Genomic DNA, 25,415 nt, shown 5'->3' with positions numbered 1-25,415 from the left:
AAGATTTCGCTATTTACTTTAAAGAAAAAGCAGCCAGAAGCTAGACGTGGGAACCATTGGTCCTGATGCGTTTAGCCTCCGGCTTACTTGATCTATTGATTGGTGAGCGGCGCCTATTGCTTATTCTTGGCTTGCACGATACTCATCAAATTGTTTTTGCATTTCATCGCGGACCTTCTCCCAGCCAGCGGTTTTTAATTCTTCGTTTAGTTTCGGAACATTTTCTTCTGGATCGATCGTTCCGGTTGCTAAACTTGCTTTGTAACGATTCATGACATTGGCGATATTCGTGATTTCTGTTTTCACATTATCAGTCTTGAAGTTGAACCCTAAGATTGGTGATGCTTCAGCGTTAGCAATATTTTCATCACGCTCTTTGATCATATCGTCTGTGATGGATTCTTGTGTATAAAGGATCATGTTGTTCCCAGTGTTCCAAGCAGCCATTCGGGTATTTGGCAAGTAGCCATCAAGGAGACGGATTTTGTTGTCTTCGCCCTCGATTTTTTCCCATGCTTCGCCTTCGACACCCCAAACTAATCCATTCAACAATTCAGGATCGCTGTTCAACAAGCCCAACACTTCTACTGCTTTTTCTTTGTTTTTCGAAACATTCGCTACGACAAAGTTTGCCATTTGCGCTTGTCCGGTTGATTTTAATTGTTTCGTGATTGGACGTGAAACCAATTCATGACCTGCGGCATTGCTTAAGATCGTATCGCCGTAATCCATTGGTCCTTGGGTTTCTTCACGCATGAACCATGTGTTGCCTTCTAATGGGTAACCAGTCGTATTAGTGGCTGCATCAGTTGGGATCAAGCCTTCGTTGTACCATTTGTGCATCAATTTCAAGTTTTCCATTTGTTCATCATCTTCGTATTGATTGATGATCTTCGTTGTATCGCCGTCCAATTTAACAGCAAATGGGTAATCTTTCCCGATCACATAATCATAGTTTCCAGAAACATTAAAGGTTTGTCCGATCGCAAACGGTGCGATGTTTGGTTCTTCTTCTTTAAACTTCTTCAACACGTCTTCGGCATCTGCATAAGATTCGATCCCGCTAATTTCCAAATCATATTTATCTAAATACTCTTTATTGAAGGTCAAGACTTGTTGGGCATAAATATTGCCGTTGACTGGAAAGGCATATAATTTTCCGTCGATCGTATTGCCTTTGATATAAGATTCGTCTAATTGATCATACGCTTCTTTGGCATATTTTGGTGCTAACTCCGTCAAATCTGCATACGCGCCTTTTTGCGCATTCGCAACGTAATTTGAGGCAAAGGAAATATCGTAGTTTTCACCCGATGAAATGATGGTGCTCATTTTTTGATCCCAGTCTCCCCAGCCGATGTACTGCAGATCGATGCGAGCGTTGGTTTTTTCTTCAATGCGTTTATTGGCGATCTCCATCAATTGATCAAAGTTTTCTGGCTTGTCCCCGACTTGATACATCAATAAAGTCGTTACGCCGTCTGCATTGTTTTCTGAATCGGATGTTGCGCCGTTCGACCCACAGGCAGCCATTCCCAAAGTTGCCGCTGCGGCCATCCCAGCAAAAGCTGTTTTTTTCCACAAATTCATTTTTGTTTCCTCCCTATACTTATTTGATTATTCTTTGACGCCACCAATTGTCAGACCACCGACAAAATACCGTTGGAAGAATGGATAGGTGATCGCAATCGGTAAGGTTGCAACAACAACGATTGCCATGCGAGCAGTTTCGCTTGGCAAAGCGGCCAAACCACCTTGGATCTGGGCAGCCATACCAGAGCTTTTGGCTAGATAGTCCAAGTTGCTTTGAATCCGCATCAAAAGTGCTTGTAAGGGCACTAAAGAGTCTTTTTGAATATACAACAATGCATTGAACCAGTCATTCCAATAGCCAAGAGCGGCAAATAGACTGATCGTTGCGATCCCTGGAACGGCTAACGGCAACACGATGGACAGAAAAATCTTCATTTCGCTGGCACCGTCGATGCGCGCAGATTCTATAATACTATCTGGTACCGTCTTTTTAAAGAAGGTCCGCATAACAAGGATATTAAAAGGCCCTAAGGCAAGGGGTAAAATCAACGCCCAAATCGTGTCTTTCAATTGGATCAAGTTGACCATCACTAAGTAATTGGCAACCATCCCTGGCGCAAACAACATGGTGATCAAAGCGAAGATCGTAAAGAAACGACGGAATGGAAAATTTGAGCGAGAGATGACATAGGCATATAGCGAAGTCATCGTTGCATTGACGAAGGTACCAAAAACAGTGATAAAAATAGATACGCCAAATGCTTGGAAAATTTTGCTGCTCATTTGTCCGCTAAACAGGTAGGTATAAGCTGCGAACGAAAATTCTTGTGGCCAAAAGCGATAGCCGTTTTCTGCCAAAGAGGTTTCACTGGTCAATGAGATCGCGATCACAAAGAGAAACGGCAAGACACAGGAAATCGCGAACAGACCGATCACGATATTAAAAATCAGGTTGACCGTTGGGTTAAAGGAGCGGATCTCGACTTTCGTTACTTTTTTCTTCATTTATCCATCCTCCTTAGAATAATGCTGAATCTGGTTCTAGTTTACGAACAACCAAATTCGCTGTTAGTAATAGTAATGCCCCAACCACTGATTGATAAAGGCCGGCAGCTGCGGTCATTCCGAAGTCGCCTGTGGCAGTCAGTCCATTATAAATGTACGTATCTAAAACGGAGGTGACTTGGTACAACGCCCCAGAGTTTCGTGGGACTTGATAGAAAAGTCCGAAGTCGGCACGGAAGATCCCACCGATGTTCAAAATCAACAAAACAGAAATCATTGGAATCAGCTGTGGCAACGTCACATTTTTGATCTGCTGCCATTTGCTGGCGCCATCGACCATCGCGGCTTCGTAATACGTCTGATCGATCCCGACCACTGACGCATAATAGATGATGCTGTTGTAGCCTAAGCTCTTCCAGACATTCATAAAGACGAAAATAAACGGCCACCATTTCGGATCAGCATACCAGTTGATTCCTTCACCGCCCATACCCGTGATCCATTGGTTAATGATCCCTTTGTCTGGACTCAAAAAGGCATAGACAAAGTACGAAATAACCACCCAAGAAAGGAAGTACGGCAACAGGGACATCGTGTGATACACTTTTACCAAGCGCTTATTGCGCAGCTCACTCATAATAATGGCAAAGGCAATCGCAAAGAATAGGTTGAATGCTAAAAATACGATATTGTAGAGTAGGGTATTTCTAGTGATCAGCCAAGCATCATTAGATGCAAATAAAAATTTAAAGTTATCAAAGCCGACCCATGGGCTTTGTTTCAAACTGGCAAAAAAGCCGTCTGGTGAAATGTGGAAATCTTTGAACGCCACCACATTTGCGAATACAGGTATATAGAAAAAAAAGATAAACCAGACAACACCTGGCAAAGCCATCAATATCAATGCTTTGTATTGCCAGACATTCCTCCAAAACCCCTTTTTCTTCACATCTCATCATCTCCTTCATGCTACTAGAATAACGCTTTCATCCCTAAAAAATAAGGAACAAACTAAAGATAAAATGAAACAAATTAAAGGTCTTTGTTTATATTTTGTTTTTATTCTCTAAAAAACTGAAAAACGTCCTACCTTTTGCAAGATAGGACGCTTCATTGATTTGTTTTTTATGAATGATCAGTCGACAAAGCCGTTTTGCTGAATCACTTCGTGGAACCACTCACCAGACTTTTTGATGGTCCGTTTTTGGGTAGCCAAATCGACAGCAATAAACCCGTAACGATTTTTGAATTCATTCAGCCAAGACCAATTGTCCATGCAGGTCCACATGTGATACCCGCGGCACTGGCTGCCTTCTTGGATCGCTTGGTGAACATACCGCAAATGATCTTTGATAAAGGTGATGCGGTACTCATCTTGGATCTGACCGCTGGCATCGATAAAGCGTGTTTCATCTTCGACCCCCATGCCGTTTTCTGAAATATAACAGGGGATATTGCCGTAGTTGTCTCGTAGGTTGATCAAGGTATCATAGATGCCTCGTTCATAGATCTCCCAGCCTCGATGGGGATTGATTTTCTTTTCTGGCCAATCATACACATCGAAGTAATCTTCTGGCATTGGTGTGTCCGCTGTTTTGGCAGAACGCTTTTGCTGCACCCGCCGTGGCTGATAATAGTTGACCCCCAAGAGATCGACCGTGTTTTCTTTAATGATCTGCAAATCTTCTGCCCTGGTTTCTGGCATGATCGCCAACTCGTTTAAGACAGCGATCAATTCTACAGGAAAGGTGCCTTTGACCGCTGGATCTAAGAAGGATCGGTTAAAAAAGGCATCTGCCAGTTGCGCCGCTTGGACATCTTTTTCATCGTTCGGATCTTTCGGATAAGTCGGTGTCAAATTCAAGATGATGCCGATTTCGCCTGATTGCTGAGATTGACGGAAGCGTTGGATCGCTAAGGAGCTGGCGAGTGCTTCATGGTAGCCGACTTGCACCGCATGTGCCAAGTTGATTTCTGCTGGGTAATGCTGTTGATACAAATACCCCATCTCCACTGGCACGATCGGTTCATTTTGCGTGAACCAATGACGGACTTGATCACCGAACAACTCAAAACACAAAGCAGCATAATCTGCAAATGCTGTGACAGCCTCGCGATTGAGCCAGCCGCCTTCTTTTTGCAGTGCCATCGGCATATCAAAATGATACAAATTGATGAAGGGTTCGATACCATTTTCGATCAAAGTGGCGAAGTACTCGCGATAAAACGCCACCGCTTGTTGATTGACCGCTCCTCTTCCTTCTGGCAGCAAGCGACTCCACTGAATCGAGGTTCGAAAAGAATTAAAGCCGATCTCTTTCATCAACGCCACATCTTCTGGGTAACGCTGCAGCAGCTGGACGGTATCTTTTGGTCCCCGTTTTTGATAAAAACGTTCTGGCTCCGTTGCGTACCAATAGTCCCAAATCGAATCGCCTTTACCATCATCGGCCGTTCGTCCTTCAGTTTGCGGACCGCTGGCGGCGGCTCCCCACCAAAAATCTTTAGGAAAATGCAAGTTAGTCATGGGCAGTCACCTGCTCTTTGCCTAACAAGAGACAGCCGATAATCCCGCTTTTGTTCGGCAAGCCCCAAGTGACGATGTAGTCTTCCACTGGTGGTGTCTCCATATAGCCTGCCATTTGTTTTTGGAAGGCTTGTTGGATTTGAGCGAGTAGATGCGGCTGATTCATGACCCCGCCGCCTAAAATGATTTTCTCAGGTGCTAAGGTCAACGTGATATTGACCAGCGCTTGCCCTAGATAAAAGGCCTGCAACCCCCAAATCTCGTGCGCTTGCGGCAAGTCTTGTCCTTTGATCCCCGTACGTCCTTCTAAAGAAGGCCCTGCGGCTAATCCTTCCAGACAGTCGCCGTGATACGGGCAGGTGCCAGCATACGTATCTTCACTGTGGCGTTTGACATAGGTATGACCGATTTCTGGATGACCGATCCCCTCGAAAATCTTTCCTTCACGAACGACTCCTGCGCCAATGCCGGTTCCTACTGTCAAATAGACACAGCTGTCTTTGCCTTGCGCCGCTCCTTGGCGTAATTCCCCATAAGCGGCAGCATTGACATCTGTTGTCCAAGCAAATGCTGTCTCTGGGTAGCGCTTCTTCAATGCACCGAGAAAATCGAACTGCTGCCAGCCCTGTTTCGGCGTCGCTAGTATGTGGCCATAGGTCGCTTGGGTTGGATCGATCCCGATCGGACCAAAGGAACCGACCCCTAATGACACGAGATCGTAGGGATCGAAAAAGGCAAAGATCGCCGCTAACGTTTCCTCTGGTGTTGTCGTTGGGATCGACTCTTGGGCGATGATCGTCAACTGGTCATCGGCAACGGCACAGATCATTTTTGTGCCGCCGGCTTCAATTCCTCCATAAACCATCATTACTCACTCCTTTACTCCAATGGTACGAATTTCATATGGGTGTAATTGCTGATTGACGGTCAATGCTTGTTCTTCCTCTAAAAGGTTCAACAGACAGAGCGTCGCCTGCTCTTTTTGCACGTGAAAGGCAGTGGCTTGATCCGCTAAATTATAGCCTCGCAAAACGATCTGCTGGTCTTGGCGATTGCGTTTTAAGGCGGTGATAGCTACTGTCGATCCATGAGCTTCCATGTATTGGTTGCTGCTGGCTATCTTGCCTTGATGTTTGTCGGTCTGACTTGCCGTCCAAGGAACTTGGGCAGCTTGTGCTTGGCGATACGTTTCATAACGTTCTTTAGGAGCCCCATGACAGGCTACGCCGTATTCAAAGGTGTGGCTGCCTAAGCATTGCGCTTCTGGTGTTGGGAAGTAGCCCCAATCGCCTAGCTCTCCCGTACAGCGCAACAAGGTCAAGCAGATCTGATCCTTCACGATTTCATATTCGTTCAAACCAAAATTAGAAACCGTCATGCCGCTAGTTTCATCATGCAAGTTGACAAAGGCGTGCTGATGCTGCGGATTTGTTGGGTTTTCCCAATGACTGGAAACCTGATTCGGCCGTTTTACGACTTCATAAATGCTGTCAGCTTCATGGAAATCCGTGATGATCCCTGTTGGGAATAACACCCGCAGTCGGTGATCTTTACTTTGGTTGTTGACGGTGGTTTTAAATGCCAGGCGGTTGCTGGTTCGTTCTAAGCGAATCTCCGTCTCGATCTTGAAAGCAACCAATTCTTGACTCCGCTGTGCCTTACGGAAACGGAAATCGACAACAGCTTTTTGTTCTTCTAACAAACGGTCATCTGCTGAAACGGGAATCTGCAATTCTTGCGTCAGTCGCACGATTCCAACCAATGGATCGTTTTGTTCGATCGTCACGTGATGCGGAAATTGCGTCGATAAGATTGCTTGATCCCCTTCTGGTTGTTTGAAGATGTACTCATTGGCGATATCCCCCACATCCTCGAAAACCAGTAAATTGCGATACGTTTTTTGGGTTGCTTTGTCTGTAATCGCCAAGCTGCCGTTTTCAGTAATGACGGCTTCCAAATGTGCGTTGGCAAGTTTGCGCCCTCCTTCTGAAACGATCGGGGCGCTCTCTACTGGCGTAGCGGCTTTTTCTACTAGGGCAAAGGTCTGCCATGAAAATTCTGGCAACTGGTTTGCTTCAACTTGGACCTTGACAAAGCGTTTCATGAAAGGAATCCGAAAAGCATCTTTAGGCAATTCATAGTCAAAAAGGACCTCTTCTTCACTGATGATCGCAGCAACAGGGTTCCCCTGTTCATCGATCACCGAATAAGAACCTTTTGGCTTCGCCAACAATTCGTGGTAAAGCTTGCTTGGCAATCCTTCACGGAATGTTTTACGCTCAAGTTCGATCACGACTTCCACTAAACCAGAACGGGTGCTGCCAGTGGTGTTGAAGACCACGAAGGGGCGACTCTCCTCAGGAAACTGGCTCGTGTCGATGGCGGCTACTAAATTGCGTAACGCTTCATCTGCCACGAACTTGCCGATTTCATTGGCTTTTTCAAACCGCGGCATCATTTCTCGGTGTACTTCGTCCACTGAACAGCCGCAGATGCTGTCGTGAGGATGATTTTGCATCAGGGTTTTCCACGCATGATCCAACATATCGTGAGGATAGCTGCCGCTTGCTTCATAAGCCATAGTTGCTAATGGCTCCGCAACATTTTCTAATTGGCGGGAAACCTTTGTATTCCATTGTTTTAGATAAACTCGGGAAGAGGCGGTATTGGCTAGAGTATACCAACCATCGGTTTCTTGACTGGTCAATTCACCTGTGACAGTTCCTAGGTCATCTGGCAGATCTGCTTGCACCGCTTCAAGGTATTCGGTAAAGCTGGCGTGTTTGAATTCATACTCTGGGAATAGCTCGTTGGCTGTACGAATCGCTGCCGAAATGTCTTTTTGGACGGGTTGATGATCGACCCCATTCATCATTAAGTAATGATTGGTGGCTCCAAATTTTTCTACATCTTGCAGTTTTTGTGTCCAAAAAGCTTTGGCTTCTGCTTTATCCACTGGAATCTCATTGCCATTGGAGTACCAGTTGGCAAAAAGTAGACCAAAGATTTGACTGCCATCTGGACCTTCCCAATGCATTTCAGAATATTGGGAAGTAAATTGATCATCGGGTAAAACTTCGTTGTCAAAGCCGATCGGTTTGACGCCACGTCCAAATGCAGCACTTTCAAGATTGGCTTGCAGCATCATTTGCGGGGTTTGCCCCATATTGCCGAAAGTATCTGGGAAATACCCCAACATAACAGGGGTGCCCCACTTTTTGCTTTCTGCCTTTCCAATCAGCATATTACGGGTGTTTGATTCAGCACTGATCAAAAAGTCATCTTGCAAAATATAAAACGGACCGATCTGTAATTTTCCTTGTTTGATGGCCGCTTTGACCGCTTCGCGTTTTTCAGGTCGCACTTCTAAATAGTCATCCAAGATGATCGTCTGCCCATCTAGATGGAAGCTGTGGAACTCAGGGTCATTTTCAATTAACTCTAAAAGATCATCCATCAATTCAACTAGCCGCATGTGATGCTGTTCGTAAGGCATGTACCATTCCCGATCCCAGTGGCTGTGTGAGATGATATAAACTTGTTTCTTCATTGATTTTTACTCCTCGCTGTTTGCGTCGTTGGACTGCTTTTTGTGTCACTCGAATGGTGGTGGGTCGTGCTGCTTATTTTTCCACTCGGATATCGAAATAATCCATGACCAATTCACAAAACATCATGTTCGCCCACGAGAACCATTCTCTCGTGTATTGCGAAGGATCATCGACATCGAACCCTTCATGCATCAAATTTGTACCCGCATCTGTCGCCACTAACTGATCCAAAATTCGTTTCTTTTCTTCTTTGTCAGTGGTGGTCATCCCTTCCATTGCCATGGCGATCGGCCAAACATAATTTTCTGGTGTATGAGAGCTACCAATGCCTTTGGCGTATTTCCCTTCATAGAAATACGGATTTTCACTGCTCAACAACGTTTTACGGGTTTGAAGATAAAGGGGATCTTCCATGCTGCCATACCCCAAGTAAGGGGCGGCGATCAAATTCGGCACATTGCTGTCATCCATCAGGGTGCCATTGCCGAATCCATCCACTTCATAGGCGTAGACTTCTTCGCCAGCTTGGTTCGTGGTCAACCCGTATGCTTTAATCCCTGCTTCGATATCTGCTTGCAATTTTTTCGCTTGTGCCACGATCGCTGCGTCTTCTAAAACCGTCGTAAAGATTTCTTGGATATAGCCTAAGACCACCACCGCAAACATATTGGAGGGAATCAAATAGCCGTATTTGCAGGCATCATCACTTGGTCGAAAGCCTGACCAAGTCAAGCCGACAGGTTTCACTGGTGCGCCTTTGCCGCCATGAGTCAAGGTATCTTCTTTTCGCCAGGTATCCCGTTCAAAGCGATATGGAGATTCCTCATGATTTTGTTCTGTCACAAACACCTCCAAGGCTTTTTTGATGCCTGTTACAAAATCATCATTGAACTGATCGGTTCTACCTGTGTTTTTATATAGCAGATAGGCCAGTTGGATCGGATAGCATAGAGAGTCGATCTCATATTTGCGTTCCCAGATCCAATCGTTCATTTCAGTATCGTCTGTTTGGTGGCCAGCGCCATTGGCTGATTCGTTAAAGGCATTTGCGTAAGGATCGATCGTAATATAGTAGAATTGCTTTTTAACTAACCCGCTGATCATGCTTGCTAAGTCTTCATCTTCTTTGGCGATCACCAAATACGGACGAACTTGTGCAGTGGAATCTCGCAGCCACATCGCTGGAATATCCCCCGTCAGTAAAAAGGTCGTGCCATCCTCATGACGCTTGACCGTCGTTAATAGTGTATTGGCGAAAGCTGCGTTAAAATTTTTCGCCCAATCGGCATGCGTTTCTCCGCATAGATCCGTAATCGTTTCCATAAATGTTGCTACTGAAGTTGGTATTTCTTTATAAACCATTCCATCACCTTCCCTGATTTGATATATCAATTTACGAACCTAGTATATCATGAATTATCTGAATGTCTAGCGCTTTTCCAAAATAATTAAAGGGTTTTCATTTTTATTAGTTTATGGTATGCTAACAAATATGATATATCAAAAGGGGTTTTCTTATGAAACAACCATTATATAAAAAAATTTACGCGGAGCTTCACGAAGCCATCGTTGAAGGGCGATTAGCGCCTGGCAGTCGTGTCCCTACTGAAAAAGAACTATCTGAACAATACCAAGTCAGTCGGATCACCTCTAAAAGAGCCTTGACGGAACTGGAACAAAATCAGCTGATCTATCGCGTGCAAGGCAGCGGCAGCTTTGTCCGAGAATTGAAGGAAAAAAAAGCGACTGGACGAATTTTGTTTGTCTTGCCCTTTGCCAATGATCTCTCTTTAGGAAACTTTACCGAAGGCATTTACCCCGTGATGCAAGAACACGGCTTTGAACTTTTGATGACACCAGTGGATTATTTGGAAAAAACGACGGCAGCTGAGCTGATGCAAGAATTCGACGGCCTGATCTATTACGCCAGCAATACGTTTTCTTACTATGACTTGCTGTTCGAATGTGCTGAAAAACACTTTCCTATCGTGACCTTAGATAAAAAGCTGCATGAGTTTGATTTTCCAGCGGTCATGCCAGATAACTTTCAAGGTGGACAGCTAGCTACGGAGCATTTACTTGCGTTGGGGCATCAACGGATCGCTTATATTTTTGGTGATACCCATCATCCACAATCCGTCCGTCAGCGTTATCTAGGTTACATCGATGCGCTGAAAAAAGCCCAAAGAACCTTTCGCACCAAGCTCGACGACACAGCTGCCAGTATCGCAAATGCGCTTGCCTACCTGGAAGAACATCAGGTCACGGCAGCCGTCTGTGAAAATGACTTGATCGCCATCGAATTGATGCGGGCATTGCGCCAAGCAGATTTGCACGTCCCTGCCAACATTTCCCTGGTTGGTTTCGATAATATCCAAGCCGCTGCCCTCGTTGATCCAGCACTAACGACCATCGGGCAGAATTTTGCGGAGATGGGGCGCTTGGCAGGAAACCAAGTGATTGAGAAAATCAACGCTGCGAAGGCAGCACCCCCAGTACCAACGGAGACGACCACCCATTTAGTGGCTGTTTCTTTGATCAAAAGAGAATCAACCCAATTAAAGGAGTGAACCAAGTGAACGTATCAATGATCGACACACGACACGGAACAGACAACCAATATAGTTTTTCCCATGGCAACTGCCTGCCTTATACAGGGGTTCCTTTTGGCATGAACTACTTTGCCCCGCAAACCAGCGATCAACGAGGCAGTTGGTGGTTTCATCCAGAAGATCGAACCTTTCAGGGCTTTCGCATCACCCATCAGCCTAGCCCTTGGATGGGTGATTTCAGCCATCTGACGATGCTGCCGCTAAACGGCACGCTTTCTGAAAATACCCTTTTCCATGCGCAAAGCTCGTATCGTCCGGAAGAAAGCACCTTTAATCCAGCCTTTCTTAAAATCAAGACGCAGCGGTATTTAACAACAACGACTTTGATTCCCAGTATGTATGGCGGTGTGCTGACTATTGAAAACTGCGGGGATCAGCCGGGTCTTGGCTTGTCACTGCCGGGTGACTATGTCTTAGAACAGTTGGATGAACAGACAGTGGCTGGTCAACTGATCGTATTTTCAGGATGCGAAGACGAAAGCTTCACCTTCCATTTCGTCTATCGTTTTGAAACACCCATCACGGCGATCGAAGGTGCCTTGACAGGCAAAGAAGCCTTCGTCGTTCTCCGCTTTGATGATTGCCAAACACAGACGATCCGTTTTGCAACCTCGTTTCTCAGTCGCGAACAAGCTTGTTTGAACTTGCAGCGGGAACAGCAATGGGCTCCTGCCGATTATCTGGCTTCTGTCCAACAGCAATGGAATCATTTTTTGCAAAAAATCGAGATCGAGCATCACGATCAAGCACAAGTTTCTACTTTTTATCATAATTTTTATCGCTTATTCTTGTTTCCTCAAACCTTCTTCGAAATCGATCAAGAGGGTCGCAAAGTGCACTGGGATACCTTGGCAAAAGCGATCAAACCAGGACCACTGTACACAAACAACGGCTTTTGGGATACGTATAAAACTGTCTACCCGCTCTTTTCACTCTTGGCTGTCGAACAATTGGAAGACATGCTGGAAGGCTTTTTGAACAGTTATCGCGAAAGCGGCTTTTTACCAAAATGGCTATCACCTGATGAGCGTGGATTGATGCCCGGGACGCTGATCGATGCCGTGATCGCTGATGCCGCAGTAAAAGGCATTCGTCCCGATTTGATGCCCGAATTTTTAGCAGCGATGAAAAAAGGTGCCACCGTCCAAAGTGAAAATCCCAATTATGGTCGGCGCGGCACGACGGACTATTTGACTTACGGGTATGTGCCATTGACGCATCATGAATCGGTCAATCACACCCTTGATTATTGTTACAGTGATTTTTGTATCTCACAAGTCGCGCAACAGCTGGGTGACGAGCAAGCAGACTATTATCAGCAGCAATCGCAAAATTACCGCAACATTTTCGATCAGGAGACCGGCTTTATGCGGGCAAAAGACCCAGATGGCGCTTTTCGTCCAGAGTTTAGTGACACACGCTGGGGCTTGGATTATGCAGAAGGCAGTGCGTGGCAAAGTAGTTTTGCTGTTTACCATGATTTCGCTGGCTTGATCACTGCACACGGCGGCAAAGCGGCCTTTGAAGCAAAACTGATCGACTTGTGCAATCAAGAACCTCGCTATACGACAGAAGGCTACGGGTTCGAGATCCATGAAATGAGTGAGATGGCCGCACTCGATTTTGGTCAGCTGGCGATCTCCAATCAGCCAAGCTTCCACTATCCGTATCTATTCAGCTATTTGGGCAAACCAGAAATGGCACAGCCCTTGATCAAGCAGTTACTGACACAGTGCTTCAATGACTCACCAAAAGGCTTTCCTGGCGATGAAGACAACGGCAGCATGGCTGGTTGGTACATCTTCAATGCCTTGGGCTTTTATCCAGTCACACCGGGGACAGGCGAATATGTCATTGGCATGCCCTTATTTGATCAAGCAACACTGCATCTTGCTTCAGGCAAAGACTTAGTGATCAAGAGCACGCCCAATGCGCCGCAACAGCTCTTCGTGGATAAAATTACATTGAACGAAGAACCCTTCGAGCGATTATTTTTCACCCACCAAGAATTGACTGCCGGTGGTACATTGAACTTCCAGCTAGGTATCGTCCCTCGCAGCAAAGAGTGGTCAGCCGATGCCTATCCTTATAGCGTCAGTCAACCACATGCATAACGAAAAAACCGCTCCTTAGCAACAGGCAGCAGTCTACTTTCAGTCAATTGAAAGTGCACGCTGTCCCTGCCAGGGAGCGATTTTTTTATTGTTTCATTTGTAGCGGTAACAGACGTTCGATAGTTTTCAGCACGCCATTTTCATCGTTTGATTTGGTCACAAACGCTGCCGCTGCCTTGACTTCCTCAAAGGCATTGCTCATGGCGAAACTAAACGTGCCAGCTGCCATCAACTCCAAATCGTTCAAGCCATCGCCGAAAACCATTGTCTCCTCGGGTGTGACGTGCAGCAATTCTTGCAAGTGTGCCACAGTCGTTCCTTTGTGGACGCCTTGATTGGTGATATCGATCCAAGCGGCTTCCGAAGCCACGATGTACGCTTCATTAGTAAATTCGCTTAACTGTTGGACATGCTCAAAACAACGTAGTTTGGGATCAAAAATAGTGAGCTTCACAAAATCTTCTGTGATAGTTTGATAATCCGCCACCGTTTTGACCACCCGATAAGAGCCACGCACTTTCTGCGCATCTGCTTCATTGGTCGTTTCCGCAATGTACGCCGCAGTCGGTGTACAGGCGATGATCACATGATCTTGCGCAATCGCAGCGAGCTTCGCAATGATCCGTCGCCCTAATTCGTTTGGCAGCAGTGATTCAAAGATGTATTCGCCTTGATGTTTGATGCGGGTCGCGCTATCCCCAAGAATCCAAACATCCGCTGCTGCTTCACCAAACAGTTCTTCCACTCGTTCACACTGTTTGCCGGTACACGCAGCAAAAGCAACACCCGCTTCTTTCATTTGTTGGCTGACTTGTTCATAATAAGGCCGGTCAAAACTGCCTTGGCTGTTCAAAAATGTGCCGTCTAAATCTGTGATGACTAATTTGATCATACGTTTCTCTTCCCCTCTACCTCGTGTCCTCTTTATGGCGAACCACTTAATTAACATTGTTAATTAAGTATACTTATTTTTAAGTTTTCCGTCAAGTCAGTCTTTTAAAAACTTTACATCGTTTCATCCCGTCGGTATACTTAATTAAATTACTTCATTAAGGAGAACACCTATGGCTTCTACCAACCATTCCATTCGCCAGCAAAACAAACAGCTGGTTTTAAAAACCTTATTTCAAAACGGGGCATTATTCGCCTCCGATTTAGTGAAGAAAACCGGCATCAGCATGGTCACCACTAACTCATTATTAAAAGAATTGTTAACAGAGGGGGAAATCACGAAAGGTCCGCTGGAGCAAAAAGAGCTAGGACGACCAGCAGTGACCTATCAGCTAAATCAAGACCGAGGCCATTCTCTTTTGCTTAGCTTTATTGATCACGATGGCTCCTTGGCTCTTTGGTCCATGCTGATCGACCGCAAGGGAAAGGTTTTGGCAAAACACGACCAGCCCTTTCCTGATGTTGCCCCTCATCGCTTTCAAGAATGTGTAACGAACGAGCTAGCATTATTTCCCTCTGTGGAACAGATCGCCCTCTTTTTACCAGGAAAAATCAGTGGAGGAACCGTGACTTCCAGCTGGTATGAAAAATTCAATGGCTGGCAGCTGGCAGCCCTCGTGGCAGATGTCACTGCACTGCCCTTCTACTGTCAAAACGATGCCCATATTTTAACGATCGGCTATTGCATCGCCCAACAGATCTCCTTGCAGCAAACCATCGTTGGCATGTACAATCCCGAAAAAAGCATGCCCGGTATCACGCTCCTAGTCAATGGTGCGCTTTTAGAGGGAAAAGATGCCCTAGCGGGAGAGGCAAAATTTTTACCCGGCTACTTGGATCAAGGGGCACCGCAAGACCGCAGGGCTTTGGTCCAGCGCCTGACAAGCTTACTGCCATTTTACAATGCAGCTTTTGCCCCCCACTGTATCATTTTAGCCAGCAGTGATGCAGTAAAAACCGATCTCTTAGACGCGATCCAAAAAAATCCATTGCTGCAGCAACAACCCAATCAACCTGCTTTCCATTATATCGATGCTATCGAGGAAGCCATGGTGCTAGGCATGCACTGGCTGATTTTCCGCAAGACACCTTTTGACTTAGCCCGTTGATGACACAAAGACCATAGAATAATTGAGGTGGTGTGATATGAAAATAGCGATCATTGGTGCTGGTCCTCGTGGACTTTCACTTTCAGAACGACTGATTGCTCATAGCAAACAAAACAAACAAGCCATCGACTTGCTGCTGTTTGATCCCTTTCTTCCTGGGGCAGTTTGGCGCACGGACCAATCGGCGGATCTGCTATTGAATTCTGTAACCAGTCAAGTCACCCTTTTCACGGATGACACATTAAGCACCGGCAGTCCCGTGGTCAAAGGACCTACCTTATACGAATGGGCAGTGACAGAAGGGAAACATTTCGCAGCCACGCATGCTCCTGAGCTCGTTGCGGAATGCACAGCACTTGATTCACTTGATCCTAACGGGCATTGCTCGCGGGCGTTATATGGCCTCTATCAGCAGTGGTTTTATCAGCAGCTATTAAAAGAGCTGCCTGAATCCATTACCGTCAACCATCTGTCAGACAGTGTCAGCTCCTTGACCCCTCTTTCCAAAAATCGCTACCAGTTGACGACGCCTCACCAAACATTCCTTGTTGATGCCGTCGTCTTAGCTACAGGCCATTCACAAGCCCAACTGTCAGCAGCAGAACAACGATTGGCGGCGGCCGCAGAAAATAATGGCTGGTTTTATGCACCGCCAGCCAATGCGGCAGATACGGATCTAACGGCGGTGAAAGCTGGCGAACCTGTGATTTTACGGGGACTAGGACTTGCCTTTTACGATTACGTCACCCGCTTGACCAGCGGTCGGGGCGGCACCTTCGTCAAAGTCAATGGATCCCTCGTCTATCAACCTTCTGGTGAAGAACCACAAATCATCGCAGGTTCTCGTCGGGGTGTCCCGTATCATCCTCGTGGCCGCAATCAAAAAACACCGACGCAGCAGCGAAAGCCCGTTTTTTTGACCACTGAACGCCTCGCTGCTTGGCAAGCAGCCAAAACGGTTGCTGGCAAGACCCTGCTCTTCTATTTAAAAAAAGAGGCAGAACTCGTCTATTATCAGACGCTGCTTTTAGAAAAACAGCTGCTGGACAAAGATCAGCTTGCCGCTTTTACCGCCGCCTTTGTTGCCTCAGAAGGATCTGAAGACTTGCTGAAAAAATGGCAGCTTCCTACGACGGAGTGGTGGTCATGGCAACAACTAGCCGACCCCTTTGCTCAGAAAAAGCAGCAGTCGTTGCAAGACTTTTTCATTGCACTATTACGTACCCAAATCCAAGATGCCGAAAAAGGCAATCTAACAGGACCTATCAGCAGTGCCTTGGAAGTCTTCAAAGATCTGCGGGACCCGATCCGGTTTGTTCTCGATCATCAGCTAATGCCAGCACAAGACCTGAAAAAACTCTTTTGGCAGTCTTTCGTTCCCTTGAACAGCTTTTTATCGATCGGTCCGCCGGTTCAGCGACTGCAGGAATTGGTGGCATTGATAGAAGCGGGAGTGGTGACCTTACTAGGTCCTGACATGACTGTTGAGATCGAGGAGGCATACTGTACGTATTCAAAGCGATTTGACGACACACGCTATCACGCGACGCAACTAATTGAGGCCCGCATTCCATCGACAGCGATTCGTCGAACCAACAATTCCTTGTTGCGGCAACTGCTAAACGATCGGATCATTCACCCGCACCAGTTGACGATCCCCAATGAGGTGCCTTTTGAGACGGGTGCTATCGCCATCGAACCTGAGACCAATCAGATCCTTGGACCAGATGACCGCCCTTACCCTACCCTCTATTGTTTTGGGATTCCCACAGAAGGCATCCACTGGCTGACGGCTGCCACTGCTCAGCCAGGAACCGATGCTTGGAATTTACGGCAGGCGGACCAGATCGCCGTTGACCTCTTCCACCATGCCTTCTAGTCGCTTCTTTTCTATCAAACACAAACTTCCGAGGAAACGCTTCGGAAGTTTTTTGTTTTTCTTTCGCAAATCCGCAGAAAGGATTTTTCTTTTTTTGAATATTCTTGAAATTTTCTTTAATTGTTACACGAAAATTGCGACAGTCCTAGAAAACCGTTACAATGGAAGAAACGAACGTAGGGAGGTTATCAGATGACCGCTGAATTACAAAAAATAGATGCCTTGATCGCAGAAGTGGAAAAAGTGATTTTAGGCAAACGAGATGTGATCCAATTTACCGTGGCTGCGCTGCTTGCTGGCGGACACGTTTTATTCGAAGATATCCCCGGTGTCGGGAAAACGATGTTGGTCAAATCGTTAGCCAAAGCCATTCAAAGTGACTACAAACGGGTACAGTTTACCCCAGACCTTTTACCTAACGATGTGTTAGGTGTGTCGATTTTTAATTCCCAAAGCCACCAGTTCGAGTTTCGTCCTGGCCCGATCTTCACCTCCGTCCTCTTGGCAGATGAGATCAACCGAACCACACCAAGGACGCAAGCCTCACTCTTAGAAGCCATGTCAGAAAATCATGTCACCATCGACAATCAAACGTACCCATTGAGTCCCCACTTTTTTGTTTTAGCCACGCAAAATCCAATCGAGTATGAAGGAACGTATCCTTTGCCTGAAGCCCAATTGGATCGTTTTTTGTTCCGCCTGCATATCGGTTACCCAGATTTTCAAGATGAGCTCGCCCTCTTGACTGGAAAACGACAGCAAAGCTTGGATCAGATCCAAACCATTTTACATGCCGATGAAGTGACCGCTTTAAAAGCGATGGTCGATGACGTGTATGTCGATGAGCGGGTCGCCCGTTACGCATTGCAGCTGGTTCAAGCGAGCCGTCAGCATAATGCCATTGACCTTGGTATCAGCCCTCGTGGTGGGATCGCCTTCTTAAAAGGGGCCAAAGCGTTAGCATTGACGGAAGGTCGGACCTTTGTCACGCCGCAAGACTTGCAGCGAATTTTACCAGCAGTCTTCGGTCATCGTTTATTACTGAAAGGTGGCGTTCATGCCAGCACGGAGACCCTTTCAGACTTGATGAAACAGATGATCCAACGAGTGCCTGTCCCAACGAGGAGATAGCGATGAAGAAAAAGAAGCTTGAACGCCTGCTGCGCCTCCTGTTGTTTAGCGCTGCCTATTTTCTGCTGCTGGCTTATTGTGTGATCTTCAATAATAATGCTGGCTGGAGCCTTTGGTTTTTACTGACTTTGTTATTGTTGCTTGATGCAGTATTCTTGCTCCCCTCCCTCAAGAAGGTCCAAATCATTTTAGAAGAATCGATCCAAGCTGAAACACACACAGCGATCACCTTACCGCTGCAAGTCTTCAAGTATCGCCCGACGCTGCTGCCGCTGGTCGATTTCACCTTACAGTTTGACGATCGTTTCAAGGAAAGTCATCACAGCGCCTTTTATCGAGGAAATCTGATTCGGCTGCAGCTGCCTTGGACCCCAAAGGAGCGAGGCATCTATGAAGAATTGCCCGTTCAATTGTACAGCCAGGATCTCTTTGGCTTTTTTGAAAAAAGCTACGCTGCAGTTGCGAAACAATCGATTTTGATCCTGCCTAAATTGGCGCCAGAAGCCGTTACCCTGCTGCCATTTTTTAAACAGCAAGTCCGCAGCCAAACCCACGGAGAACCCAATTTTTCTATTCGACAGTTCCGTCAATACCAGTTAGGGGATTCCTTAAAAAATATCGATTGGAAATTATCCAGCAAACAACAGGAATTGATCTATCGCGAACGAGAACATGAAGAAGAACAAGACATCATTCTGCTCTTTTGGGGAGAAGATCATCCTGCTTTTGAAGAGACTTTGACACTGTTTTATTCGATCCACCATTTCTCGCAAAATCAACGACTTTTTCAGCCGCTCTTGATTGGTGACGGATTGACTTCTCCTTACCAAACGGATGCCGCTGCCTATGCCCAGATCCTTCCCTTCGAGAAAGTTCCTGAAGGGGTACCGCTTTTGACTGGCAGCCATCTTGTCTTCATTACCCCGTTTTTTACCCCACAACTGGAAGACTACCTCAGTCAGTTGGAAGCAAAAAACAGCTGCCAAGTGTTTACCTACGCTGATTTAATGAGGCAGTTGAATAAACTTGAGGAGGCGGTAGGATGAGATTTATTAAAAAAGCGCTGATTGGTCTTCTGACCTTTCTCAGTCTATCACTGGTGATCTTGCCGTTTATCGCAGTTTATGACCTTGGCAATCAGTTCACCCTTTTAACTTATGCCTTTAGTGTCTGTTTGATTTTGACCGTGGTGCCGAAAGTCCGTTACAGTTTGCCTTTGCTGGCAGCCGCTTGGCTGATCGTCTTGTATCGGATCTTTCCTTATGGGACTGCCTTTTCTTTTGATTGGCTGCTGCGTTTTTGGCTAGACCTGCACCGTGCCTTTCAAGAGATCCTCAGCGGTGAAGTCGGCTATATCACCGAACTGGCGGCGGTGACATTGATCGTTAGTTGGGTTTTGTTTTTAGCGATCTTACCGATCGCTTATCAACGCTTTTTCTTGATTTACGCTACCATGATCGGCTACTTGCTAACAGTCGTGATTTTTAATCAATTTGATCTGACGTGGCATTTGATGGGTATTTTTCTTTGTGCCTTGGCTTCTTCACTGATCCAGCGCAGCGTCTTTCAATCCAGTCAAACGATCGCTCCCTGGTTCGCTGTGATGCTATTGATTGGTGGATTAGCCGTCACTGCTGTCTACTTGCCGCAAACGAGCCTGCGGGAACAGTTGGCAGCCCGTTCCACGCCTATACGGACAAATCTGAATCAGCTGGGTTTTTATCAATTTATTGAAGAACATGGCACGCCCAGCGGCTCTCGCACTGGATTCAGTGAAAACGACCGTCAATTAGGCGGACCACTACTGGATGATGCGACGATTTTATTTGAAGCGCAACAAGAAACCCCGCATTACTGGCGGGTGGAAAGCAAAGATTTTTATTCTGGTAAGGGCTGGATCAGTACGAGCCGCGAAGAGGCTCGCTTAAAAGCAGAGGCCGTCACGATCGCGGATCAAAGCTATCAGCAAGCCTATCTTGAGAACGAGTCTGTTCGGGTCCAATTTCAAAACCATGGAGACTATGTCCCATTGCCCTATGGACGCAGCACGTTGTCCCTTGAAAACGGTGCTCGCGGTTTTCAGATCAGCGACGCCATCCAGCGGGTCGATCTCATTGATCCACTCCCAGACACCACCTTGACCCTCGATTGGGACCATCCAGATTTTGCCGCAGAAAATCTCCAAAATCTGCCTTTGATCTATCCGGATTCTCTGATCGATTATATCCAGTTACCCGATTCTTTGCCGCAGCGGGTACGAGATCTCGCAGCTGAGATCACCGCTGACAGCAACAGTCTGTTTGATCAAGTCACGGCGGTTGAAAGCTATTTGAAAGATCCGCTCGTATTCCGCTATTCCAAAACCGATGCCGTCGTGCCTGCAGAAGAGCAAGATTATGTTGATCAATTTTTATTTGAATCACAAGTCGGCTACTGCGACAATTTTTCCACGGCAATGGTCGTGCTACTACGGAGTTTAGAGATCCCTGCTCGCTGGGCAAAAGGCTTTTCTCCTGGATCTCCTGCAACAGAAAACGGCATTACTACCTATACCGTTCGCAACTTGAATGCCCACTCATGGGTGGAGGTCTACTTTGACGGCTATGGTTGGGTACCTTTTGAACCGACCCCTAGTTTCCAAAATCCAGATCGTCCCGTGTTGACTCAAGAATCTACTAGCTCCGAAGAAACACCGACCGCTAGCAGCGAAACAACACCATCGAGCAGCAGGGAAACAGAAAGCAGCGAAACCACGACCAGCAGTTCTGCAACAGCTGCGGTTACCGATGACGTTTGGTTGACTGAGGAGTTGAAACAAACGCTGCGCAATGGCTTCTTTGGAGGCTTAGCTATCCTAGGACTTGGCCTACTTTTCTATTTCCGCCATTCGTTTTTCCGTATTCATTTATGGTTGATCTGCCGCTTTAACAAACAGCCGCTAGTTGCTGCCTATCCTTTGTTTTTACGGCAAACGACGAAAGTTCTGTACCGTAACGAGGCGGAGCCGTTGATCGATTATGCCCAACGACTTGAAGCATTCTATCCACTGTTCCATGGTGATTTTATCCGCTTGACGCAGCAATACGAAGCCTACCTTTACAGCCAAGAACAGCCGGCTGGTCAAGAAGCCTTCTTGAAGCAAGTCGCTGCCCAAATCAGTCAGCTGAAAAAAATCAACTAAGCAGTGAGGATAAACGACAAAAAAACGTATCGATCAAACGATCGATACGTTTTTTGCTTTAGGCGTTTCCTTGACGTTTTTGAACGGCAATAATAATCAGCTTCGTGATTTCCATCAAAACAACTGCCACAGCAGCCATTGCGATACATAAACCGACATGTCCTAAAGTGAAGGTTGCTGGAATCGCAAAGACTTCACGGATGCCAGGAATCAAGGTAATGCTGTATAGTCCACCACAAACGACGATCGCCAGCCATACCATTTTATTGGCAAAAAGGCCAGCTTGCCAAGCAGTCTCAGTGTTTGAGCGTGCTGGTAATGTTTGCAATGTTCGGCTCCAGATAAGTGTTGAGAAGGCCATCGCTACACCTAATTCAGGTGATTGGTTCATTCCTAACCATTGTGCCAAAATCACGACAGCGGCAATCAAAATACCGCGATACGTTACTGAGATCAATGTTTTTCCAGTGAAGATACCAGCATTTGGATCTCTTGGCTGGCGCTGCATGATCGTTGGTTCGGCTTTTTCCATTCCTAGAGCAATCGCTGGTAATGAGTCGTTGACTAGGTTGATAAAGAGCAGCTGCAAGGCAGTAAATGGATTGTCCCAACCCATCACTAAGGCAAAGACGATCGCAATGATCGCACCTAAGTTTCCAGCAAACAAATACGAAATAGCTTTTTTGATGTTGTCAAAGACGTTTCGGCCAACTTCTACGGCACGAATGATCGAGGCAAAGTTGTCATCCGTCAAGACCATCGCCGCTGCGTCTTTGGCAACGTCCGTTCCGGTTCCCATTGCGATCCCGATATCCGCTTGTTTCAAGGCGGGTGCATCATTGACCCCATCCCCGGTCATGGCAGAGATCTTGCCTTTGTCTTGCCAAGCCCGCACGATACGGATTTTGTTTTCTGGCGAAACACGAGCATAGACTGTGATTTTGTCTAATTGATCCGCTAGTTCGGTTTCAGAAAGAGCATCCAATTCCGTACCAGTCAAAGCTAAGTCGCCCTCGGCTGAAATACCGATCTCTTGTGCGATCGCCACGGCTGTCGTTTTGTGGTCCCCTGTGATCATAACTGTTTTGATACCAGCAGATTTAGCATCTGCTACGGCTTGTTTGACTTCTTTACGAGGAGGATCGATCATCGCCATCAAACCAACCAAAATCAACTCGTTTTCATCCTCAAGTGTCAATTCTCGTGATTGGGCATCAGTCAATGGACGGTAAGCAAACGCCAAGACCCGTAATGCCCGTTTTGAGAATTCTTCGTTTTGATGCTGCAATTTCTGCTTGATTTCATCTGTTAAAGGCACGACTTGATCATCGATCAAGACTTTGGTACTGCGGCCAAAGACGATGTCTGGACCACCTTTGGTCAACAATAAATGTTCGCCATCGATCTCATGTAAGGTAGACATCAATTTACGATCAGAATCGAAAGGCAATTCTTGCAATCGAGGAAACTGTTGACGAATTGCCCGATAAGGCTGATTTAGTTTCTCACTGTAATCCAGAAAAGCAATTTCAGTAGGGTCTCCTAGCTTCGCCCCATCTTCACTGATGGCAGCATCATTGGCCAAGACACTGATCTCTACCAAGCGTTTTTCAGGCAATGTCCAGGTAGTCGGCTCATCGGAGAACGTGCCCGTTTGCCCATTTGGTAAATAGTAGTCAACAACGGTCATTTTGTTTTGGGTCAAGGTCCCTGTCTTATCGGTACAAACGATACTCGTTGAACCCAATGTTTCAACCGCTGGTAGTTTTCGAATAATGGCATGACGCTTCGCCATTTGTTTTGTTCCGATCGAAAGGACGATCGTCACGATCGATTGCAATGCTTCTGGAATCGCTGCAACGGCTACGGCCACCGCAAACATAAAGGCGTTGACTAAGTCTTCCGTCATATCACCTGTTCCGTCACCTAAGAACAACCGTGCGACTTGAACCCCTAAAATAATCAATGAAAGGACCAAGATTGCCAAGCTCAGTTTTTTACTGAAGCTGTCCAGTCCTCTTTGCAATGGCGTTTTGTGTTCAACCGTACTTTCCAATAAGCCAGCCACTTGACCGATTTCCGTCACATTACCAGTCGCGGTTACGATAAACCGACCACGCCCATAAGTGACGATCGTTCCACTGAAGACCATGTTGTCACGGTCGCCGATCGGTGCGGTACGATCGATCACCCCTAATTCTTTTTCCGCTGGCGTTGATTCCCCAGTCAGCATTCCTTCATCGACCTTCAAAGAACCCTCTTCGATCAATCGACCATCTGCTGGTACATAGTCCCCAGCTTCTAAAATAACGATATCGCCGACAACCAATTCTTTCGCCAGCACACTTTGTTCTTTCCCATCCCGAATGACGTTAGCATCCGGTGCCGACAAGCTTTTCAAAGCGTCTAACGATCCTTCGGCTTTTTTCGTTTGAATCACACTGACGACGGAATTCAACAAGAGTACTGCAAAGATAACGATCGACTCAACGTGCGCACCCATAACCATTTGGATGATTGCCACGATCAGCAAGACGATCACCATCGCATCTTTGAAGGTATCTAAGAATAAGGCAAAGCTTGATTTCTTAGGTGCTTCCTTCAGCTGGTTCAAGCCATTTTCTAACCGCTTGGCAGCCTCTTGCTGCGTCAACCCCTCTGGACTGCTCTGGACCTCTGCCATAATTTCCGAGATTTCTTTTTGATACATTTCTTTCGCCAATTTTTTTGCCCCTTTTAATTTTATTTTCCTTAGGCACTCTGCTAGAAAAAAAGAGACCTAAGACAAGTATACGCTTGTCTTAGGTCTCACCATTTCAAATAATACCAGAAAGCTGTCGCCAGCTTACTTACTGTTGATATTATCGCAGCTTGCGCCACCGGTTACTCCCCTAAGGAATAATAATAAGAATGTATCATTATCATAACGGAAACTTTTGTGCTTGGCAACTATAAAACATCAATTTGAAAATTTTTTGAAAACATTCTTTTTGTTCCCATTCCTTTTTTTCTGTTACACTAAGGAAGAAAGAAATTTGTACGTTACAGGAGGAAAAACGATGGATCTTTTTGATACTTTTATCCGCCACAGCTCTGTCCGAGATTTTCAACCACGCCCACTACCAAAGGAACTCAAGCAAAAATTAGTAACGGTTGCCCAGAGCGGTTCCAGCTCGAATTTTGTTCAAGCCTATTCGATCATTGAGGTCAGTGATCCCGAAAAGCTGGCTGAGATTGAAAAGCTCGCGGGTGCCCCAAACTATATCACTCGAACGGGCGTCTTCTACCTTTTTGTCGCCGACTTACATAAGCATCAGCAGCTGCTGACCCAAGCAGGATTGCCGGATACCCACTTAACCACGATGGAACCATTTATTGTGTCAGTCGTTGATACGACCATCGCTGCCCAAAATATGGTAGCTTACGCTGAAGCGCAAGACTTAGGAATTTGTTACATCGGCGGCATCCGCAATGATTTGCCTCGTATCGCAGAACTCGTCGGCTTACCAAAATTGACGTTTCCGCTATTCGGCTTGACGATCGGCTATCCGCAACACAGAAATGAGCCGAAAGTCCGCTTGCCCCAAGAAGCGATCGTAAGTGTCGATCAGTATCAACCGCTGACGCAGGAGCAAACAGCTCAGTACAACCAAACGACAGAAGCCTATTATGCACAGCGCAGCAGCAATCAACAGCAAACCAATTGGCAAACGAAAATGACGGAATTTTTCCGTGAACCGCGACGTCCAGATGTCGCTGCCTTTATGAAGCAACAAGGCTTCTCAGACCACTTCGGCGAATGAGGACACTAATTTCCACGGG

General features: G+C 46.4%; 17 protein-coding genes. 8 read left to right on the top strand and 9 right to left on the bottom strand.

The annotated features are described in order from the left end of the window. Positions 1-120: 120 nt before the first annotated feature. From A5878_RS05520 to A5878_RS05490, 7 genes are all read right to left on the bottom strand, one after another. Positions 121-1,590 carry an ABC transporter substrate-binding protein gene (locus tag A5878_RS05520; RefSeq protein WP_086294873.1) on the bottom strand — a complete coding sequence of 490 codons (1,470 nt, stop codon included), beginning with the start codon at positions 1,588-1,590 and terminating at the stop codon, positions 121-123. Positions 1,591-1,617: 27 nt separating this feature from the next. Continuing rightward, positions 1,618-2,538 (bottom strand): carbohydrate ABC transporter permease, encoded by a 921-nt coding sequence (locus tag A5878_RS05515; RefSeq protein ID WP_005225516.1) that lies wholly within the window; start codon positions 2,536-2,538, stop codon positions 1,618-1,620. A 13-nt stretch (positions 2,539-2,551) separates the two neighbouring features. Then, positions 2,552-3,433 carry a sugar ABC transporter permease gene (locus A5878_RS05510; RefSeq protein WP_086294872.1) on the bottom strand — a complete coding sequence of 294 codons (882 nt, stop codon included), beginning with the start codon at positions 3,431-3,433 and terminating at the stop codon, positions 2,552-2,554. A 240-nt stretch (positions 3,434-3,673) separates the two neighbouring features. Next, complete coding sequence (locus tag A5878_RS05505) at positions 3,674-5,065, bottom strand: glycoside hydrolase family 1 protein (RefSeq protein ID WP_086294871.1); 1,392 nt, start codon at positions 5,063-5,065, stop codon at positions 3,674-3,676. Further along, the gene (locus A5878_RS05500) at positions 5,058-5,933 is read right to left on the bottom strand and encodes an ROK family protein (RefSeq protein WP_081091708.1); all 876 of its coding nucleotides are present in this window, start codon (positions 5,931-5,933) and stop codon (positions 5,058-5,060) included. The genes A5878_RS05505 and A5878_RS05500 overlap by 8 nt, the downstream gene beginning before the upstream one ends. Before the next feature lie 3 nt (positions 5,934-5,936). Next, positions 5,937-8,615, bottom strand: coding sequence for an alpha-mannosidase (locus tag A5878_RS05495; RefSeq protein WP_086294870.1), 2,679 nt, complete (start codon positions 8,613-8,615; stop codon positions 5,937-5,939). Positions 8,616-8,688: 73 nt separating this feature from the next. After that, positions 8,689-9,978 carry a glycoside hydrolase family 125 protein gene (locus tag A5878_RS05490; protein ID WP_086294869.1) on the bottom strand — a complete coding sequence of 430 codons (1,290 nt, stop codon included), beginning with the start codon at positions 9,976-9,978 and terminating at the stop codon, positions 8,689-8,691. Between the two features lie 155 nt (positions 9,979-10,133). Here A5878_RS05490 and A5878_RS05485 point away from each other — a divergent pair, with 155 nt between their 5' ends. Both A5878_RS05485 and A5878_RS05480 read left to right on the top strand, forming a co-directional pair. After that, the gene (locus A5878_RS05485; protein ID WP_086294868.1) at positions 10,134-11,186 is read left to right on the top strand and encodes a substrate-binding domain-containing protein; all 1,053 of its coding nucleotides are present in this window, start codon (positions 10,134-10,136) and stop codon (positions 11,184-11,186) included. A gap of 5 nt (positions 11,187-11,191) precedes the next feature. After that, a complete protein-coding gene (locus A5878_RS05480; protein ID WP_086294867.1) occupies positions 11,192-13,342 on the top strand; it encodes a GH92 family glycosyl hydrolase in 2,151 nt (716 codons plus the stop codon). An 85-nt stretch (positions 13,343-13,427) separates the two neighbouring features. Here the strand turns inward: A5878_RS05480 and A5878_RS05475 are convergent, their stop codons facing one another. Continuing rightward, positions 13,428-14,234 (bottom strand): Cof-type HAD-IIB family hydrolase, encoded by an 807-nt coding sequence (locus tag A5878_RS05475; RefSeq protein WP_086294866.1) that lies wholly within the window; start codon positions 14,232-14,234, stop codon positions 13,428-13,430. A gap of 172 nt (positions 14,235-14,406) precedes the next feature. Here A5878_RS05475 and A5878_RS05470 point away from each other — a divergent pair, with 172 nt between their 5' ends. From A5878_RS05470 to A5878_RS05445, 5 genes are all read left to right on the top strand, one after another. After that, positions 14,407-15,402: an ROK family protein gene (locus tag A5878_RS05470; protein ID WP_086294865.1), complete on the top strand. Its 996-nt coding sequence runs from the start codon at positions 14,407-14,409 to the stop codon at positions 15,400-15,402. A 37-nt stretch (positions 15,403-15,439) separates the two neighbouring features. Next, positions 15,440-17,281 (top strand): FAD/NAD(P)-binding domain-containing protein, encoded by a 1,842-nt coding sequence (locus A5878_RS05465; RefSeq protein WP_086294864.1) that lies wholly within the window; start codon positions 15,440-15,442, stop codon positions 17,279-17,281. Between the two features lie 192 nt (positions 17,282-17,473). Then, positions 17,474-18,412 carry a MoxR family ATPase gene (locus tag A5878_RS05455; protein ID WP_005225502.1) on the top strand — a complete coding sequence of 313 codons (939 nt, stop codon included), beginning with the start codon at positions 17,474-17,476 and terminating at the stop codon, positions 18,410-18,412. A gap of 2 nt (positions 18,413-18,414) precedes the next feature. Further along, on the top strand, positions 18,415-19,458 hold the full coding sequence (locus A5878_RS05450; RefSeq protein ID WP_086294862.1) for a DUF58 domain-containing protein: 1,044 nt from the start codon (positions 18,415-18,417) through the stop codon (positions 19,456-19,458). Further along, positions 19,455-21,593: a transglutaminase family protein gene (locus tag A5878_RS05445; RefSeq protein ID WP_086294861.1), complete on the top strand. Its 2,139-nt coding sequence runs from the start codon at positions 19,455-19,457 to the stop codon at positions 21,591-21,593. The genes A5878_RS05450 and A5878_RS05445 overlap by 4 nt, the downstream gene beginning before the upstream one ends. 58 nt (positions 21,594-21,651) lie before the next feature. Here the strand turns inward: A5878_RS05445 and A5878_RS05440 are convergent, their stop codons facing one another. Beyond that, positions 21,652-24,303, bottom strand: a complete 2,652-nt coding sequence (locus A5878_RS05440; RefSeq protein WP_086295807.1) for a cation-translocating P-type ATPase — start codon at positions 24,301-24,303, stop codon at positions 21,652-21,654. Positions 24,304-24,652: 349 nt separating this feature from the next. On the opposite strand from A5878_RS05440, the gene A5878_RS05435 reads away from it, so the two are divergent. Then, positions 24,653-25,396 (top strand): NADPH-dependent oxidoreductase, encoded by a 744-nt coding sequence (locus A5878_RS05435; RefSeq protein WP_086294860.1) that lies wholly within the window; start codon positions 24,653-24,655, stop codon positions 25,394-25,396. Positions 25,397-25,415: the final 19 nt, after the last annotated feature.

Origin of the sequence: Enterococcus sp. 3G6_DIV0642, assembly GCF_002140635.1 — a bacterium.
Taxonomy (GTDB): Bacteria; Bacillota; Bacilli; order Lactobacillales; family Enterococcaceae; genus Enterococcus_D; species Enterococcus_D casseliflavus.
Note: the sequence above shows the minus strand (reverse complement) of the source record. Positions and strands in the feature narration are given on the sequence as shown.

Bases quoted from the DNA above. Each gene is read 5' to 3' on its own strand.
- A5878_RS05455 (WP_005225502.1), top strand. From the start codon at position 17,474: ATGACCGCTGAATTACAAAAAATAGATGCCTTGATCGCAGAAGTGGAA.
- A5878_RS05510 (WP_086294872.1), bottom strand. From the start codon at position 3,433: ATGGCTTTGCCAGGTGTTGTCTGGTTTATCTTTTTTTTCTATATACCT.
- A5878_RS05470 (WP_086294865.1), top strand. From the start codon at position 14,407: ATGGCTTCTACCAACCATTCCATTCGCCAGCAAAACAAACAGCTGGTT.
- A5878_RS05495 (WP_086294870.1), bottom strand. From the start codon at position 8,615: ATGAAGAAACAAGTTTATATCATCTCACACAGCCACTGGGATCGGGAA.
- A5878_RS05445 (WP_086294861.1), top strand. From the start codon at position 19,455: ATGAGATTTATTAAAAAAGCGCTGATTGGTCTTCTGACCTTTCTCAGT.
- A5878_RS05440 (WP_086295807.1), bottom strand. From the start codon at position 24,303: ATGTATCAAAAAGAAATCTCGGAAATTATGGCAGAGGTCCAGAGCAGT.
- A5878_RS05515 (WP_005225516.1), bottom strand. From the start codon at position 2,538: ATGAAGAAAAAAGTAACGAAAGTCGAGATCCGCTCCTTTAACCCAACG.
- A5878_RS05500 (WP_081091708.1), bottom strand. From the start codon at position 5,933: ATGATGGTTTATGGAGGAATTGAAGCCGGCGGCACAAAAATGATCTGT.
- A5878_RS05450 (WP_086294862.1), top strand. From the start codon at position 18,415: ATGAAGAAAAAGAAGCTTGAACGCCTGCTGCGCCTCCTGTTGTTTAGC.
- A5878_RS05435 (WP_086294860.1), top strand. From the start codon at position 24,653: ATGGATCTTTTTGATACTTTTATCCGCCACAGCTCTGTCCGAGATTTT.
- A5878_RS05475 (WP_086294866.1), bottom strand. From the start codon at position 14,234: ATGATCAAATTAGTCATCACAGATTTAGACGGCACATTTTTGAACAGC.
- A5878_RS05505 (WP_086294871.1), bottom strand. From the start codon at position 5,065: ATGACTAACTTGCATTTTCCTAAAGATTTTTGGTGGGGAGCCGCCGCC.
- A5878_RS05465 (WP_086294864.1), top strand. From the start codon at position 15,440: ATGAAAATAGCGATCATTGGTGCTGGTCCTCGTGGACTTTCACTTTCA.
- A5878_RS05490 (WP_086294869.1), bottom strand. From the start codon at position 9,978: ATGGTTTATAAAGAAATACCAACTTCAGTAGCAACATTTATGGAAACG.
- A5878_RS05485 (WP_086294868.1), top strand. From the start codon at position 10,134: ATGAAACAACCATTATATAAAAAAATTTACGCGGAGCTTCACGAAGCC.
- A5878_RS05520 (WP_086294873.1), bottom strand. From the start codon at position 1,590: ATGAATTTGTGGAAAAAAACAGCTTTTGCTGGGATGGCCGCAGCGGCA.